Source organism: Amycolatopsis sp. NPDC004368, assembly GCF_053602515.1.
The window spans coordinates 146,232-160,188 of sequence record NZ_JBSGDT010000020.1; the positions used below are offsets into that span (position 1 = coordinate 146,232).

The following is a 13,957-nucleotide window of genomic DNA, read 5'->3' on the forward strand; positions in this document are numbered from 1 at the left end:
CGGCGGCAGGTTCCGGGTGTCGCCACTTCGGCTTCGCCCGCGCGCGAGGTTCCGTTCAACGACCGGCTTTAGCTTGCTGCACATGCCTGCTTGCGATTTCACCCGCCGGGACATGTTGCGCTGGACCGCTTACGCCGCCGCCGCGGCGGGTTCGGCGACCCTGCTCGATCCCGCTCGCGCCCTGGCCGCCACCGACACCTCCGGCTCCGGCACGGTCACGCCGGTCAACCTCGAACTCGTGACGCTCGCGGAAGACCGCGCCGTGATCACGTGGTACACCGGCCACGCCGGCACCGACGACGGGCTCGGCCGCATGGTACCCGCCGCCGCCGACGGCGAGGTCCGCTACGGCACCAACCCGAACCGCCTCGACCGCGTCGCCCACGACATCTCCGGCCACACGCCGTACCACTACGTCGAGCTGCACGACCTCGAGCCGGGCCAGACGTACTACTACCAGGCCCGTTCCCACGGCAAGCTCGCCGCACCCACCGCGTTCACGCTCATCGCCGGCAACGCCGTGGGCACGACGAACCGGGGCCTCGGCACGACGGGACCGTTCGAGTTCAAGACGCCGCAGCCGCCCGAGGGCAGTCACGTGTTCTCGATGGTGCTGTGCAACGACCTGCACATGGGCGAGACACAGGCAGGGCTCGTCGGCGGCCAGCCGCAGTACATCGGGATCGAGCAGGTGCCCGGCTTGCCGCCGTACCCCGAGGTGATGCTGGAATCGCTGGTGCAGGACGTGAAGCGCTTCGACCCGCGCTACCTGCTCGCCGCGGGCGACATCTCCGCCGAGGCCGTGCCGACGGACCTCAGCCGCGCGGGGCACCTGCTCTCGCGCTTCGGCCGCTACCAGGAGGACTACTTCGTCACGCGCGGCAACCACGACCGCGTGCACATCGGCGACGCGTACTCGACGTGCCGCGTCGGGCAGTGGCAGGGCAACGACTGCTTCCACGATGCGTACTTCCCCCACACCGAGCGCACGTATTTCTCGCGCGATCTGTCGGGCCTGCACGTGGTCGGCCTCGACACCTACGACAAGCCCGGCAACGGCGGTGACGCCGGCGGTCTGTCGCCCGAGCAGCTCGACTGGTTCCACACGGACCTGCGCACGCACCGCGACCAGCCGACGCTCGTGTTCGGCCACCACCCGCTCGTGGTGGAGAACTCGGCCTTCCCGATCACCCCGAGCAGCTCCGTCGAGGCGACGCAGGCCGTCCAGATCCTCGACTGGTACTCGCAGACGCCGGGCGTGTTCCTGCACCACGCGGGCCACACCCACCGCAACCACCGCTCGACCAGCCCGACGGCCCCGCGCGTGACGCTGCAGGAAGTGGCCGCGGCCAAGGAGTACCCGGGCGGGTTCTCGATCCTGCGCCTGCACACCCACGGCTATGCGCTGAACTTCTCCAAGTCCCGCGGCGCGCTCGCGCGGGAGTGGAGTGAGCGCAGCCGGCAGGAGATCATGGGGTACTGGCCGCAGTTCGCGTTCGGCAACACGGTGGCCGACCGCAACACGGTGGTCAAACGTGATCTGACGGGGTTGAAGCGGCGCTGACGCGGGGAACGGGTGCCACTGCCGGAGGGTTCGGTGGTGGCACCGTCCTGTGTGGATGGTTACGGTGGTCGGCCGGTCAAGCCGGGTGACCCGGCACCATGGTCACGCCTTCCCCGGGCCACCGGCGATCAGCCTTCGATCCGGACGCCGCCGTGCTCGCCGTCGGACAGGAATCGCGCCAGTGCCTCGCCCTCCGTGCCGACCGCAGTCCGTTCCGTTCGGCTGAGGCAGCGCAGCGGCGTCACCACCACCGTATCCGCTTCGAAGGTCCACGCCGCCGAGACGCGGCCGTCGAGGAGGGCCACGCGGGTGCCCGCGACGGACAGGGCGCGGTGGGCGTCGTCGACGATGCGGGTGCGGTCGGCGTAGCCGAGGAGGGCGTTGTCGAACGCGGGGAGGAAGCGAACGGGCGCCGGGGTGTCCGGGGTGGGGCGCGGGGCGCCGGGAAGGTCGAGCAGTTCGCGGCCGCTCTCGTCGCGGAAGGACACGAGTTCGGGCCGCAGGGCGGCGACAGCGGCGGGCAGCCCGGCGAGGCCGGACCACGCGCGCAGGTCGGCGGTGAGGGCGGGGCCGTAGGCCGCGAGATAGCGGCGGACCAGCGAAGCGCCCACGACGTCGTCGGGTTGTGCCGGGATTTCGCGACCCAGCCAGGCGGACAACGGTAGGTAGCGCGCACCGGCCCGCTGCCGCCAGACGCCGCGCGGCGGAAGTTGCACCACGGGCACGAGCGCGGCCACCAGCATCTCGCCCAACGCTCGTGGCGGCGGCTCCGGCCAGCGGTCCGCCACGGCCTGGGCGAGCTCCGGCATCGTCCGCGGCGCGCCGTCGGCCAGCACGGCGTGGCCGGCCTCGGCGAGTTCGGTGAGGTCGACGTCGGCCAGGTCGCGCCGGTAGACGCCGAGGACGCGCCGGCGCAGCATCGCGTCGTGGCGGGTGCGCCAGGCGAGGGCGTCGTCCGCGGTGACGAGGTGGACGGTGCGGCGCATGAGGTGGGTCCGGACCACCCGGCGCTCGACGAGCCGCGTCGACAGCTCCGCCGGATCGAACGCCCGCACTCGCGACCACAGGCCGGTGAACGGTTCCTGCGGCTCCTGTGCTTGCAGGCCGCACAGGTGCGCGACGGCGTCGAGCGCGGGCAGGTCGGCGCGCTCCAGCAGCAGCTGGCGGGCGAGCGTCGCGCGGTTGAGCGCGCGGGCGTCCAGGGTGGTCATGCCGCCAGCGTCGCAGCAATAGCGGTCAGGAACCGGCCGCCGGCCGCCTCACGCCGCGGCGGCCGGTCCGCTCGCCAGGGCCTGGACGCGGTTGAACGGGCCGTTGTAGTAGTTCTGGTCGCCCGGCAGGCCGCCGGTGCGGGAGAACTGCCAGATGCTCTGCTTGTCCCAGCCCGCGGGCAGCTCGCCGACCTGCGGGGCGTAGCGCGCGAGCCACAGCGGGTCGGTGTCGCCGAACCGGTTGGTGTTGCCGGTGCAGAGCTTCCACCACGACGTCGACGTGTAGATCAGCGCGCTGCGCCCGGCTTTCGCGAGGTAGGTGCGGGTGAAGTCGGCGATCCAGTTCGTCATGTCGGCGGCGTTCTTGCCGTAACAGGCGTCGCCGTAGGGGTTGTACTCGATGTCGAGCGCGCCCGGCAGGGTTTTGCCGTCGCCGCGCCAGGCGCCGCCGTGGGCGAGGAAGTACTCGGCCTGCTCGGCGCCGCCGGACACGTCCGGGCGCGCGAAGTGGTAGGCGCCGCGGATGATGCCGGCGGCGTGCGCGCCGTCGTACTGGGCGCCGAACTGGGGGTTGACGAATCCCGTGCCCTCCGTCGCCTTGACATAGGTGAACCGCGCGCCGCCGCCGCTCGCGGCCGCCCAGTCGACCACGCCCTGGTGACCGCTCACGTCGTGGCCGAGCGTCTGGTCCACGTCGACCCGGGCCAGGTCAGGGCTGCCGTGGACCCCTTCGTGGGCGGCGATCTGCGATCCGGCGTAGTTCTGCCCGGCCAGCGAGTAGTCGGCGGCCCGGGCAGGCGCCGCGGTGAGCAGTGGTCCCGCCAGCATGGCCCCGGCGGCGATCAGGAGGCCCTTCCGCCACCGGCCGCCACGGTCGTTTCCCGGCTGTGTCCGCATTCCGGCTCCGATCCTGTCACGGGCAGGTCCGTGATCATCGTGCCTGCGGTGTGGACACTTCGCGAGCCTTGTGTCACTCGATCGTGGAAGGCTCCACTGTAGACGGAGTCAGCGGCGGCCGGGAGTAAGCTGGCCCCGTCACTCGCACCCCGGCGGCGGAAGGGCAGTATGGAAGAGAGCGGGAGCGCCACTCTCGACGACGCGGCCCGGGTCTTCGCCGAGGTCCGCCCGCGGCTGTTCGGCATCGCCTACCGCATGCTGGGCAGTGCGGCCGACGCCGAGGACGTGCTGCAGGAGGTGTGGCTGCGCTGGCAGAAGGCCGACCGCTCGGTGGTCGAGAACCCGGCGGCCTACCTCGCGACGACGACCACCCGCCTGGCCATCAACGCCACCCGCACCGCGTACGCGCGTCGCGAGACCTACATCGGGCCGTGGCTGCCCGAGCCCGTCGACACGACCGCCGATCCGCAGCTGGGCGCCGAGCGCGCGGCCGCGCTGGAGGTCGCCGTGCTGATGCTGCTGGAGAAACTCACGCCGACCGAGCGTGCGGCGTACGTGCTGCGTGAAGCGTTCGACTACCCGCACGCGCAGATTGCCGACATCATCCAGACCACCGAGGTCACGGCGCGCCAGTACGTCAGCCGCGCCCGCAAGCACCTGGCCGCGCAGAAGCGCAAGCCGGTGGACGACGCCGAACGCAAGAAACTCCTCGACGCCTTCCTGGCCGCCGCGCAAGCCGGCGACCTGCCCGCGCTGGAACAACTCTTCGCCGCCGACGTGGTCAGCTACTCCGACGGCGGCGGCGTCGCCCGCGCCGCCCGCTCGGCCATCCACGGCGGCGCCACGTTGGCGAAGGTCATCCGCGCGTACCAGCCGTTCTTCTGGACGGGCGCGGAGATCGTCTACACCCACGTCAACGGCGCCCTGTCCGCGGTCCTCACCCGCGACGGCACGGTGTTCGGCGTGCTCACCTTGACCACGACGGACGACGGGATCGACCAGATCCTGTGGATGCTGAACCCGGGCAAGCTCACCGCCGCCCTGCCCACGGGCTGACCGGTGCCCTGGGCCGACGTGCAGACCCAGCTCACTGCCGCCCGCCGCTGGATCCTCGACGGGGTTCTGGCGTCGATCCGGCACTCACCGGCGTGGCGCGCCGCAGACTCTCGAGGCCGCGCTCGCCGAAGGCGCCCTCGCCAAACGCAGCCGCCCCGAACCTGCCCGAGAACCCTGAGCACCACCAAGGATCCTGAGCCCTACACCTCACCCCCCGACGTAATCCGCCAAATGCTCCCCAGTCAACGTCGCCCGCTTCGCCACCAGATCACCCGGCGTCCCCTCGAACACCACCCGCCCGCCGTCGTGGCCGGCGCCCGGGCCCAGGTCGATGATCCAGTCCGCATGGGCCATCACGGCCTGGTGGTGCTCGATGACGATCACCGACTTCCCGGCGTCCACCAGACGGTCCAGCAGGCTCAGCAGCTGCTCCACGTCCGCGAGGTGCAGGCCCGCGGTGGGCTCGTCGAGCACGTACACGCCGCCGTCGGTGCCCATGTGCGTGGCCAGCTTGACGCGCTGGCGCTCGCCGCCCGAGAGGGTGGTCAGCGGCTGGCCGAGGGTGAGGTAGCCGAGGCCGACGTCGGCCAGGCGTTGCAGGATCTTGTGCGCCGCGGGGATCTTGGCCTCGCCGTCGGCGAAGAAGTCCACGGCCTCGGCCACCGGCATCGTGAGGACCTCGCTGATGTCGCGCCCGCCGAGGCGGTACTCGAGCACCGAGGCCTGGAACCGCTTGCCCTCGCACACCTCGCACGGCGTGGCCACGCCCGCCATCATCGCGAGGTCCGTGTACACGACCCCCGCGCCGTTGCAGTTCGGGCACGCGCCCTCGGAGTTGGCGCTGAACAGGGCCGGCTTCACGCCGTTGGCCTTGGCGAACGCCTTGCGGATCGGGTCGAGCAGGCCGGTGTAGGTGGCCGGGTTGCTGCGCCGCGAGCCGCGGATCGCTCCCTGGTCCACCGTCACCACGCCGTCGCGGCCGGAGACCGAGCCGTGGATCAGCGAGCTCTTGCCCGAGCCCGCCACGCCCGTGACGACCACGAGAACGCCGAGCGGGATGTCGACGTCCACGTCCTGCAGGTTGTGCGTGTTCGCGCCGCGCACCTCCAGCCCGCCCGCCGGCGTGCGCACCTGCGGCTTCAGCTTCGCGCGGTCGTCGAGGTGCCGTCCGGTGCGCGTGCCGGACGTGCGCAGCCCTTCGACACTGCCCTCGTACACGACCTCGCCGCCGCCGCTGCCCGCGTCGGGACCCAGGTCGACGACGTGGTCGCCGATCGCGATCGTCTCCGGCTTGTGCTCCACGACGAGCACCGTGTTGCCCTTGTCCCGCAGCTGCCGCAGCAGGCCGTTCATGCGCTGGATGTCGTGGGGGTGCAGGCCGATGCTCGGCTCGTCGAACACGTACGTCACATCGGTGAGCGACGAGCCCAGGTGCCGGATCATCTTGGTGCGCTGCGCCTCGCCGCCCGAGAGCGTGCCCGACGGCCGGTCGAGCGAGAGGTACCCGAGCCCGATCTCGACGAACGAGTCGAGCGTGTGCCGCAGCGACGCCAGCAGCGGAGCCACCGAAGGTTCCTTCAGCCCGCTGACCCACTCGGCGAGGTCGCTGATCTGCATCGCGCACGCGTCGGCGATCGACAGCTTGCCGATCTTCGACGAGCGCGCCTCCGCCGACAGGCGCGTGCCTTCGCAGTCGGGGCAGGTGGTGAAGGTGACGGCGCGCTCCACGAACGCGCGGATGTGCGGCTGCATCGCTTCGACGTCCTTGGACAGGAACGACTTCTGGATCGCCGGCACGAGGCCCGAGTAGGTGAGGTTGATGCCCTCGACCTTGATCTTCGTCGGTTCCTTGTAGACGAGGTCCTCGAACTGCCGCTTGGTGAACTTCTTGATCGGCTTGTCGGGATCGAAGAAGCCGCTGCCGCGGAAGATGCGGCCGTACCAGCCCTCCATGCTGTAGCCGGGGATGGTGATGGCGCCTTCGTTGAGCGACTTGTTCTCGTCGAACAGCGCGGTGAGATCGATGTCGTTGACCCGGCCCCGGCCCTCGCAGCGCGGGCACATGCCGCCGGTGATGCTGAACGTGCGGCGCTCCTTCACCGTACGCCCGGCGCGCTCGAACGTGACCGCGCCGCCGCCGCTGATGGAGGCGACGTTGAACGAGAACGCCTGGGGCGACCCGATGTGCGGCTTGCCGAGCCGGCTGAAGAGGATGCGGAGCATGGCGTTGGCGTCGGTCGCGGTGCCCACAGTGGACCTCGGGTCGGCGCCCATCCGTTCCTGGTCCACGATGATGGCCGTGGTGAGGCCTTCGAGCACGTCGACGTCGGGCCGGGCGAGCGTGGGCATGAAGCCCTGCACGAACGCGCTGTAGGTCTCGTTGATCAGCCGCTGCGACTCCGCGGCGATCGTGCCGAAGACGAGCGAGCTCTTGCCTGACCCCGAGACGCCGGTGAACACGGTCAGGCGCCGCTTGGGGAGCTCGACGCTCACGTCCTTGAGGTTGTTCACGCGTGCACCGTGCACACGGATCACGTCGTGGCTGTCGGCGCCCTGCGGTGCGGCCGAGGGCCGGCCCTTCGCCGTGGCCTTGGTCATCGGGTCTCCCTCTGCTGAAGCGGCACTGTCGCTGGGTCGGATCGCTGGCGTCGATTGAACCAGCCGGACGGGATCGGGTGGTGGGTTCAGCGGTCCTGGAGCACGCCGAGGACGTTGCCGTCCGGGTCGGCGACGGTCGCGACCAGGCGGCCGCCGCCGACGTTCTTCGGCTCCTCGCGCACCACGCCACCGGCCGCGGTGACCTCCGCCAGCTTCGCCACGATGTCGTCGACGTGCCAGTAGGCCACCGGCGAGGGCGTGGCCTGCGGGCCGCCGTTCGGCACGAGTCCGATGTGCTGGCCGGCGGTGTCGAACCCGACGTAGTACTCGCTGTCGACCTGCGGTGCGACGCCGAGCAGCGCGGTGTAGACCTCCTTGGCCTTGCCGAGGTCGGAGACGGAGTGCAGGACGGTCTTGACACCCTGGGTGGGGGGACATGGTGGCTCCTGTCGTGGCTTCGAGTGCGTTGTCCCCGACGCTAATCGCGGCGCCGGGGCGCGCGCTTCTCGATTCCTGCTCGGTTCACCCGGAGACGGTGGGTGGTCGAGTGTGGACGGTGCGTCGCCCGGTCCGTCAGGACAGGAACTGCTTCGGGCTGAACGAGAACACCGCGTACTCCCGCTCGGCGTGCGTGAAGTCGCCGATGTGCGTCATCCCGAGATGGGTGTGCACGGCCAGCGATTTCTCGTTGGCGCGCTCGACGAACAGCACGCCCGCGGTGTGGTCGGCGAGGTGCTCGGCCACGGCGGCCAGCAGCAGCCGCACCACGCCCTGGCCGCGGTGGGACGGTGCGACGGTGACGGGGCCGTACAGGAACACGCCGTCGGTCAGGCCCGCGGCGCGCGCGACCTCGACCGTGCGCCCGGGCGGGCCACCGAAGCCCGACCCGGACGGGGAGGTGAGAGCGACGCCGGCCGCGTCTCCGTCGGCTTCCGCGAGGTAGATGCCGGTGGTCGTGTCGAAGGCGCCGAGTCGTTCCTCGGTGAAGCTGCCCTGCACGAAGCCCTGCGCGGCGCGTTCGGCGGGGGAGAGGTCGAGCCCGCGGGCGCCGTTGAGCAGCGCGAGGACGGCGGGGCGGTCGGCAGGGCCGGATCTGCGTACCGAGATCGTCACGTCCTCACCCTAGCGAGGAAGGCGTGACCAGGACCACGCGACAACAGTGTCGCTTGCATTGTTGACAATCCAAGCGACACCTTCGTACCCTGGTGTCATCACGAAGGGACGGCCATGAAGAGCGAAGAGGTGGAGCTGCACCTGCGGGAGCGGCTGTTGCGCGGGGACTTCACGCCGGGCAGCCGGCTGCCGGAGGTGAAGCTGGCCGCCGAGCTCGGCACCACGCGCAACGCCGTCCGGTCGGCCCTGCTGGCGCTCGAGGCGCGCAAGCTGGTGGAGCGGATCCCCAACGTCGGCACGGTCGTGGCGAAGGTCGATTTCGACCGCGTCGAGGAGATCTACGACGTCCTCGAAGTGCTGGAAGGTCTGGCCGCGCGGCTCGCGGCGGAGAACGCCGAACCGGGCGACTGGGGGCAGCTGCAGGAGCTCTTCGCGCCGGGCCGGCTCGACGAGGCCGCCGCGAGCGGTGACCTCGAGACGTTCCTCGCCGCCATCGACCGCTACCGCGACACCGTGATCCGCCTGGCGGACCAGGTTTTCCTCGCCGAGACCCTCGCCGGCGTGCAGGACCAGGCACACCTGTTGCGCCGCCGGATCCTGATGACCCCGGGCCGCATGGAGGAAAGCCTCGCCGAGCACCGCGAGATCATCGGCGCGCTCGTGGCCGGTGACGCCGCTCGGGCCGAAGAACTCAAGCGCCACAACATGAAAACCGCGCGCAAGCGGTTGCGCCGCTACCGCGATTTTCTCGTCTGACCGAGAAGGACTGCCATGCCGAACACCCCGAACGAGCGCAGGAAGGCGTTGAAGACGCTCCTCGCCGGGCCGGATCCGCTGGTGCTGCCCGGCGCGTACGACGCGTTCAGCGCCCGCCTCGTCGAAAAGGCCGGATACCCGGCGACCTACCTGGGCAGCTTCGCCGCCGCCGCGTCGGCGTTCGGGCTGCCCGACGTCGGGCTGCTCACGCTCAACGAGATCGCCGAGCAGGCGCGCCGCGTCGCCGACGCCGTCGGCGTGCCCGTGCTCGCCGACGCGGAGAACGGGTTCTACGACGTCGCCAACGTCTGGCGTGCCGTCAAGGTCTTCGAAGACGCCGGGGTCGCCGGCGTGCACATCGAGGACAACCTCGGCGGCAAGCACACCTCGAAGCCGGCGGGGCTGCTGCCGGCCGACAAGATGGCGAACAAGGTCCGCGCGGCGGTCGACGCCCGCACCGACCCCGATTTCCTCGTGATCGCCCGTTCCGACGCGGCGTGGGTCGAGCACGACCTCGAAGGCTGCGTGCGCCGGCTGGAGAGCTACGCCGCGGCTGGCGCCGACATGGTGTTCGCCCCCGCCATCCCGGCCACCGATCTCGCGCGCGTGCGCGACCGCATCCCGGTGCCGGTGATGGTGGCCGGCGACCTGCTCGACGTGCCGGGGTCCGATGAGCCCTCCAGCACGATCGAGCAGTACGGCGCGGCCGGCGCCGACGTGATCCTGTTGTGGTACACGGTGATCGGTGCCGCGTCGAAGAACGTGACGGCGGTGCTCGACGCGCTGCGCGAAGGCGCCGATGTGGCCGCGGTGAAGCAGTACGTGACCGAGCAGCACGCGTTCGAGGCCGCGATGGGGTACGACGAGTACGAAAAGCGCAGTGCGCGGTACGCGAGCGGACAGCAGGCCCCGGCGTGAGCGAGGAGACCGTCTACACGGGAGCGCGCCTGATCACCGGCGAGCAGGTGCTCGACGACGCGGCGCTGGTCGTGCGTGACGGCGTGATCCGCGAGGTCGGCCCGGCGGCCGGAGTCACGTCGGACGGCGCCGTGGTTTCCCTGCGCGGCAAGGCGGTGATCCCCGCGATCGTGAACCCCCACGGCCACATCGGGTACCTGCGCGGGACCACGTCGGACGCGAGCTTCTACTCCCGTGCCAACGTGATCGACCACCTGCACCGGCTCGCCTACTACGGTGTGAGCACGTTCCAGTCGCTCGGCACCGACCGCGCCGACACTGAGCTCGCGGTGCGCGACGCCCAGCGCGCCGGCACCCTCGGCGAGCGCGACGTGGCGCAGCTGTTCACCGCCGGCGCCGGCATCGTCGCGCCGACGCCGGGCGACACCAACGGCGGCCCCTTCTTCGCCGCCGACGCCGTGCACGAGGCCACCGGGCCCGACGAGGTCCGCGCGTTCGTGCGCGGGCTGGCCGCGAAACGGGTCGACGCCGTGAAGTTCTGGCTCGACAGCCGCCACGGCACCAAGGAGAAGCTCGCCCCGGAGATCTACGAGGCCGTGATCGACGAGGCGCACGCCCACGGCATCACCGTGGCCGCGCACATCTACACGCTCGAAGAGGCGAAAGCCGTGATCCGCGCGGGCGCCGACATCATCGCGCACCTGCCTCGCACCGGTGCCGACGACGAGCTCGTCGCGCTGCTCAAGGACCACGACGTCGCGGTGTTCACGTCGATGGCCATCCAGCGACCGCCGGGCGAGAGCTGGCTCGACGAGCCGGCGTTCGCGGACATCCTGCCGCGCGAGGCCGTGGAGACGCTGCGCGCCACGATCCGCGCGAAGGCACCGCAACCCCTGTTCGACACCGCCGACGCCTACCGCGGCATGGAAAAGACCCTCGTGACGCTCGCCGACGCGGGCGTGCGCCTGGTGTTCTCCGCCGACACGGGGCTGCTCGCGCAGATCATCGGGTTCGCCGAGCACCGTGAGCTGGAAGCCCTGGTGGCGGCGGGGCTGTCGCCGCTGACGGCGTTGCGGCTGGCCACGGAGACCTCCGCCGAACTGCTGGGCCTGGCCGACCGGGGCTCGCTGGCGGTCGGCAAGCGGGCCGACTTCGTGGTGCTGGATGAGGATCCGCTGCGGGACATCACGGCGACGCGCCGGATTTCCGAGGTGTATCTGGAAGGCGTTCGGGTGGACCGGGAAGGATTGCGTGAAGGCTGGCGGAACGGCTGAAGCCTTGGTGTCGGTCTTGTTCGTCTCATGTGGACAGTTCGGTGGTGATCAGGGATCGATCGGTACGAGAACATGAGCGAGGGCTGGTACGCTCACCTCATGAGCGAGCCCGACCTGCACTTCTACTTCGATCCGGTCTGTCCCTTCGCCTGGATGACGAGCAAGTGGGTGCGCACCGTCGCGCGGCTCAAGCAGTACGACGTCGAGTGGCGCTTCATCTCCCTGCGCCTGCTCAACTCCCACATCGACTACGCCGCGCACTTCCCGCCGGAGTACGAGGAGTCGCACACGTCCGGCCTGAAGCTGCTGCGGGTCGCCGCGCGCATCCGCCGCGACCACGGCCCCGGCCCGATCGGCCGCTTCTACGAGACGCTCGGGCAGCACACGTTCGAGAAGGACGTCGTGCCCGGTGGTACCGCCGCGGCCGTGCACCAGGGTGTGCGCGAGCTCGCGACCACGGCGCTCGACACCTGCGACCTGCCGCACGCCTACGCCGACGCCCTCGAGGACGACGCCTGGGACGCGGTGATCCAGGCCGAGACCGACGTGGCCCTCACCCTCACCGGCAAGGACGTCGGCACCCCGATCCTGCACTTCGAGCCGCCGCGCGGCACCGCGTTGTTCGGCCCGGTGATCAGCCGGCTGCCCGACGACGACTCGGCCGTGGAGCTGTGGGACCACGTCGTGGCGCTCTCGCGCTTTCCCGGGTTCGCCGAGCTCAAGCGCAGCCTGCGCGAGCGGCCGCAGCTGCCGGCCTTCGGCGTCAGCGCCGACGAGGCCGGCAAGCAGGAGGACTGGCACGGCGGGAGCCGACGGCAGAAGAAGTAGTAGTACTGGGTACCGACGGAGATCGGTCCGCAGGTGGGGGTGTGGCACTGCTCGCAAACGGGTTCGGCGCGGCTGCCGACGGAGCTATCTTTGACAGCAATGTCAAACATGACTCCGGAGGTCACCTTGTCGAACTCGGCAGAGCTCGTCGAATCGTTCTGGAACGAGGTCTGGAACGCCCACAACCCCGACGCTGCGGACGATTTCGTGGTCGAGGATTTCGTGATCGTCAACGCGGGCGTGCGGATCGAGGGCCGCGAGAACTTCAAGGCGTGGATCGGCGCGTTCCTCGAGCAGGTGCACGACCTGGAGCTGGAGACCGTCGAAACCTTCGAGAACCACGACGGCAGCCGCGTCGCCTCGCGCTGGAACGTGCACGGGCGCAACAACGGCGTGCTCGGCTCCGCTCCCGACGGGCGGCCCATCTCCTTCAGCGGCACCGCCGTCTGGGAGGTTCGGGACGGCAAGCTCGTGAGCAACCACGTGGAGCGCGCTTCGCATGAGCTGTACCAGCGCCTGACCGCGGCCTGATCGCGGTGCGCTGCGGCTCGTTGCTCCTCGCGGCCGGCGGGGCGGGCGCGGTGGCCGGCGTGGCGGCTGTCGCGTTCGGACAGACCGTGGCTTTGCTGCGGACCCTGGTGTCCTCTGCTCCGGCGGTGGTGGTCGTCGTCGCGCCGGTCGTGGGGGTGCTGGTGTGCGCCGCCGTGCTCCGCCTCGTGCCCGACGCCGGCGGTGGCGGGATTCCCCAGGTGCGGCGGGCGTTTGCCGGGTCCCCGGTGCGCGGCCGGGTGGCTGGGGCCAAGGCTGCGGCGGCGTCCGCAGTGCTGGGCTCCGGTGGGTCCGGTGGGGCTGAAGGTCCCGTGGTGCACATCTCGGCCGCGCTGGGCACCGCCGTGGCCACCGCGGTCCGGTTGCCGGGGGTTTTCTTTCGTCCCGTCGCGGCGGCCGCCGTGGCCGGCGGGGTGGCCGCTTCGTTCGGGGCGCCGCTGGCGGGCGTGGTGCTCGTAGCGGAGGTGCTGGTGGACGGGCCGACCTGCGTCGAGCTGCTCGCCGTGGTGGTGGGGTCGGCCGCGGGCGCCGTGACGGGGTGGGCACTGCCGGGTTCGCCGTTGCGGCTGCCGGACGCCGCGGTGGGTGGGTTGCCGTGGGGTGCGGTGGTGGCGGGGTTGTTCGGGGTGGCGCTGGCGTGGGTGCTGTATTTCGGTGGTGCGTGGGCGGGGTGGGTCCGTGGGGCGGCTGGTTCGGGTTCGGCTCGACGGGCCCTGTCGGGTCGTGCTCGTGCGGTTGCGGATCACTCGGATGCGGTTGCCGATGGTCAGGTTCAGGGGGACGCGGGGCTCGCTGGTTCGGCCTGGTTTCGTGCTGGGCCCGGCATGGACGGCTCTGCTGCCCCTCGCGTCGGCCGGTTTCGGCGGGTCGTGGGGTGGGCCGCGTCGGACGGGGTTCGTGCGGTCATCGGTGGAGTCGCCGTCGGGCTGCTGGTGCTCGCAGCCCCCGCCGTGGCCGGTGTCGGGCAACCTGGAGTGGCGATCGGCAGTACGGCGGCGTTGCTGGCGCTGGCAGCCGGGAAGGTCGTCGCGACGGGGGTGACCGTCGGGGCGGGCGGGGTGGTGGGGACGATCGGGCCGGCGTTGTTCGTGGGGGCGGCGGTGGGGTCGGCGCTGCCCGGGGCGGGCGGGGCCGCGGCCGGGATGGCGGCTTGCCTGGCGGCGGCGTCGCGGGAGTGCGGAAGAGCGTCGTGT

The 13,957-nt window shown here is 71.2% G+C and carries 13 protein-coding genes; 8 read left to right on the plus strand and 5 right to left on the minus strand.

Annotation, left to right across the window (positions count from 1 at the left end):
• Window positions 1-82 precede the first annotated feature (82 nt).
• Window positions 83-1,564, plus strand: coding sequence for a metallophosphoesterase (locus ACWEOE_RS26105; protein WP_452013447.1), 1,482 nt, complete (start codon window positions 83-85; stop codon window positions 1,562-1,564).
• Between the two features lie 128 nt (window positions 1,565-1,692).
• Here the strand turns inward: ACWEOE_RS26105 and ACWEOE_RS26110 are convergent, their stop codons facing one another.
• Both ACWEOE_RS26110 and ACWEOE_RS26115 read right to left on the minus strand, forming a co-directional pair.
• Window positions 1,693-2,775: a winged helix DNA-binding domain-containing protein gene (locus ACWEOE_RS26110; protein WP_452013449.1), complete on the minus strand. Its 1,083-nt coding sequence runs from the start codon at window positions 2,773-2,775 to the stop codon at window positions 1,693-1,695.
• Window positions 2,776-2,823: 48 nt separating this feature from the next.
• A complete protein-coding gene (locus ACWEOE_RS26115; RefSeq protein WP_452013479.1) occupies window positions 2,824-3,603 on the minus strand; it encodes a lysozyme in 780 nt (259 codons plus the stop codon).
• A gap of 237 nt (window positions 3,604-3,840) precedes the next feature.
• On the opposite strand from ACWEOE_RS26115, the gene sigJ reads away from it, so the two are divergent.
• Window positions 3,841-4,728, plus strand: a complete 888-nt coding sequence (gene sigJ / locus ACWEOE_RS26120) for an RNA polymerase sigma factor SigJ (RefSeq protein ID WP_452013452.1) — start codon at window positions 3,841-3,843, stop codon at window positions 4,726-4,728.
• A 207-nt stretch (window positions 4,729-4,935) separates the two neighbouring features.
• Here sigJ and ACWEOE_RS26125 read toward each other — a convergent pair whose 3' ends face one another.
• The 3 genes from ACWEOE_RS26125 to ACWEOE_RS26135 all read right to left on the minus strand — a co-directional run bounded on the left by ACWEOE_RS26125 (window position 4,936) and on the right by ACWEOE_RS26135 (window position 8,439).
• Window positions 4,936-7,326: an ATP-binding cassette domain-containing protein gene (locus tag ACWEOE_RS26125; RefSeq protein ID WP_452013455.1), complete on the minus strand. Its 2,391-nt coding sequence runs from the start codon at window positions 7,324-7,326 to the stop codon at window positions 4,936-4,938.
• 86 nt (window positions 7,327-7,412) lie between these two features.
• Entirely contained in the window at window positions 7,413-7,733 is a 321-nt protein-coding gene (locus tag ACWEOE_RS26130) for a VOC family protein (RefSeq protein WP_452013482.1), read from the minus strand.
• Window positions 7,734-7,899: 166 nt separating this feature from the next.
• On the minus strand, window positions 7,900-8,439 hold the full coding sequence (locus ACWEOE_RS26135) for an N-acetyltransferase family protein (RefSeq protein WP_452013457.1): 540 nt from the start codon (window positions 8,437-8,439) through the stop codon (window positions 7,900-7,902).
• A gap of 114 nt (window positions 8,440-8,553) precedes the next feature.
• Between ACWEOE_RS26135 and ACWEOE_RS26140 the strand changes: the two genes are divergently transcribed.
• The 6 genes from ACWEOE_RS26140 to ACWEOE_RS26165 form a co-directional block, all read left to right on the plus strand.
• Entirely contained in the window at window positions 8,554-9,195 is a 642-nt protein-coding gene (locus ACWEOE_RS26140) for a GntR family transcriptional regulator (RefSeq protein WP_452013460.1), read from the plus strand.
• 15 nt (window positions 9,196-9,210) lie between these two features.
• Window positions 9,211-10,113, plus strand: a complete 903-nt coding sequence (locus ACWEOE_RS26145; protein ID WP_452013462.1) for an isocitrate lyase/PEP mutase family protein — start codon at window positions 9,211-9,213, stop codon at window positions 10,111-10,113.
• Window positions 10,110-11,387, plus strand: a complete 1,278-nt coding sequence (locus ACWEOE_RS26150) for an amidohydrolase family protein (protein ID WP_452013464.1) — start codon at window positions 10,110-10,112, stop codon at window positions 11,385-11,387. Before ACWEOE_RS26145 ends, ACWEOE_RS26150 begins: the two co-directional genes overlap by 4 nt.
• 99 nt (window positions 11,388-11,486) lie before the next feature.
• Complete coding sequence (locus ACWEOE_RS26155; protein ID WP_452013466.1) at window positions 11,487-12,215, plus strand: mycothiol-dependent nitroreductase Rv2466c family protein; 729 nt, start codon at window positions 11,487-11,489, stop codon at window positions 12,213-12,215.
• A gap of 99 nt (window positions 12,216-12,314) precedes the next feature.
• The gene (locus ACWEOE_RS26160) at window positions 12,315-12,746 is read left to right on the plus strand and encodes an ester cyclase (RefSeq protein ID WP_452013468.1); all 432 of its coding nucleotides are present in this window, start codon (window positions 12,315-12,317) and stop codon (window positions 12,744-12,746) included.
• A gap of 59 nt (window positions 12,747-12,805) precedes the next feature.
• The coding region (locus ACWEOE_RS26165; RefSeq protein WP_452013471.1) for a chloride channel protein at window positions 12,806-13,957 on the plus strand (1,152 nt) is incomplete at its 3' end.

Excerpts from the sequence above, each read along its gene's own strand:
- ACWEOE_RS26105 (WP_452013447.1), top strand. The coding sequence starts at position 83 with ATGCCTGCTTGCGATTTCACCCGCCGGGACATGTTGCGCTGGACCGCT.
- ACWEOE_RS26110 (WP_452013449.1), bottom strand. The coding sequence starts at position 2,775 with ATGACCACCCTGGACGCCCGCGCGCTCAACCGCGCGACGCTCGCCCGC.
- ACWEOE_RS26115 (WP_452013479.1), bottom strand. The coding sequence starts at position 3,603 with ATGCTGGCGGGACCACTGCTCACCGCGGCGCCTGCCCGGGCCGCCGAC.
- sigJ (WP_452013452.1), top strand. The coding sequence starts at position 3,841 with ATGGAAGAGAGCGGGAGCGCCACTCTCGACGACGCGGCCCGGGTCTTC.
- ACWEOE_RS26125 (WP_452013455.1), bottom strand. The coding sequence starts at position 7,326 with ATGACCAAGGCCACGGCGAAGGGCCGGCCCTCGGCCGCACCGCAGGGC.
- ACWEOE_RS26140 (WP_452013460.1), top strand. The coding sequence starts at position 8,554 with ATGAAGAGCGAAGAGGTGGAGCTGCACCTGCGGGAGCGGCTGTTGCGC.
- ACWEOE_RS26145 (WP_452013462.1), top strand. The coding sequence starts at position 9,211 with ATGCCGAACACCCCGAACGAGCGCAGGAAGGCGTTGAAGACGCTCCTC.
- ACWEOE_RS26155 (WP_452013466.1), top strand. The coding sequence starts at position 11,487 with ATGAGCGAGCCCGACCTGCACTTCTACTTCGATCCGGTCTGTCCCTTC.
- ACWEOE_RS26160 (WP_452013468.1), top strand. The coding sequence starts at position 12,315 with ATGTCAAACATGACTCCGGAGGTCACCTTGTCGAACTCGGCAGAGCTC.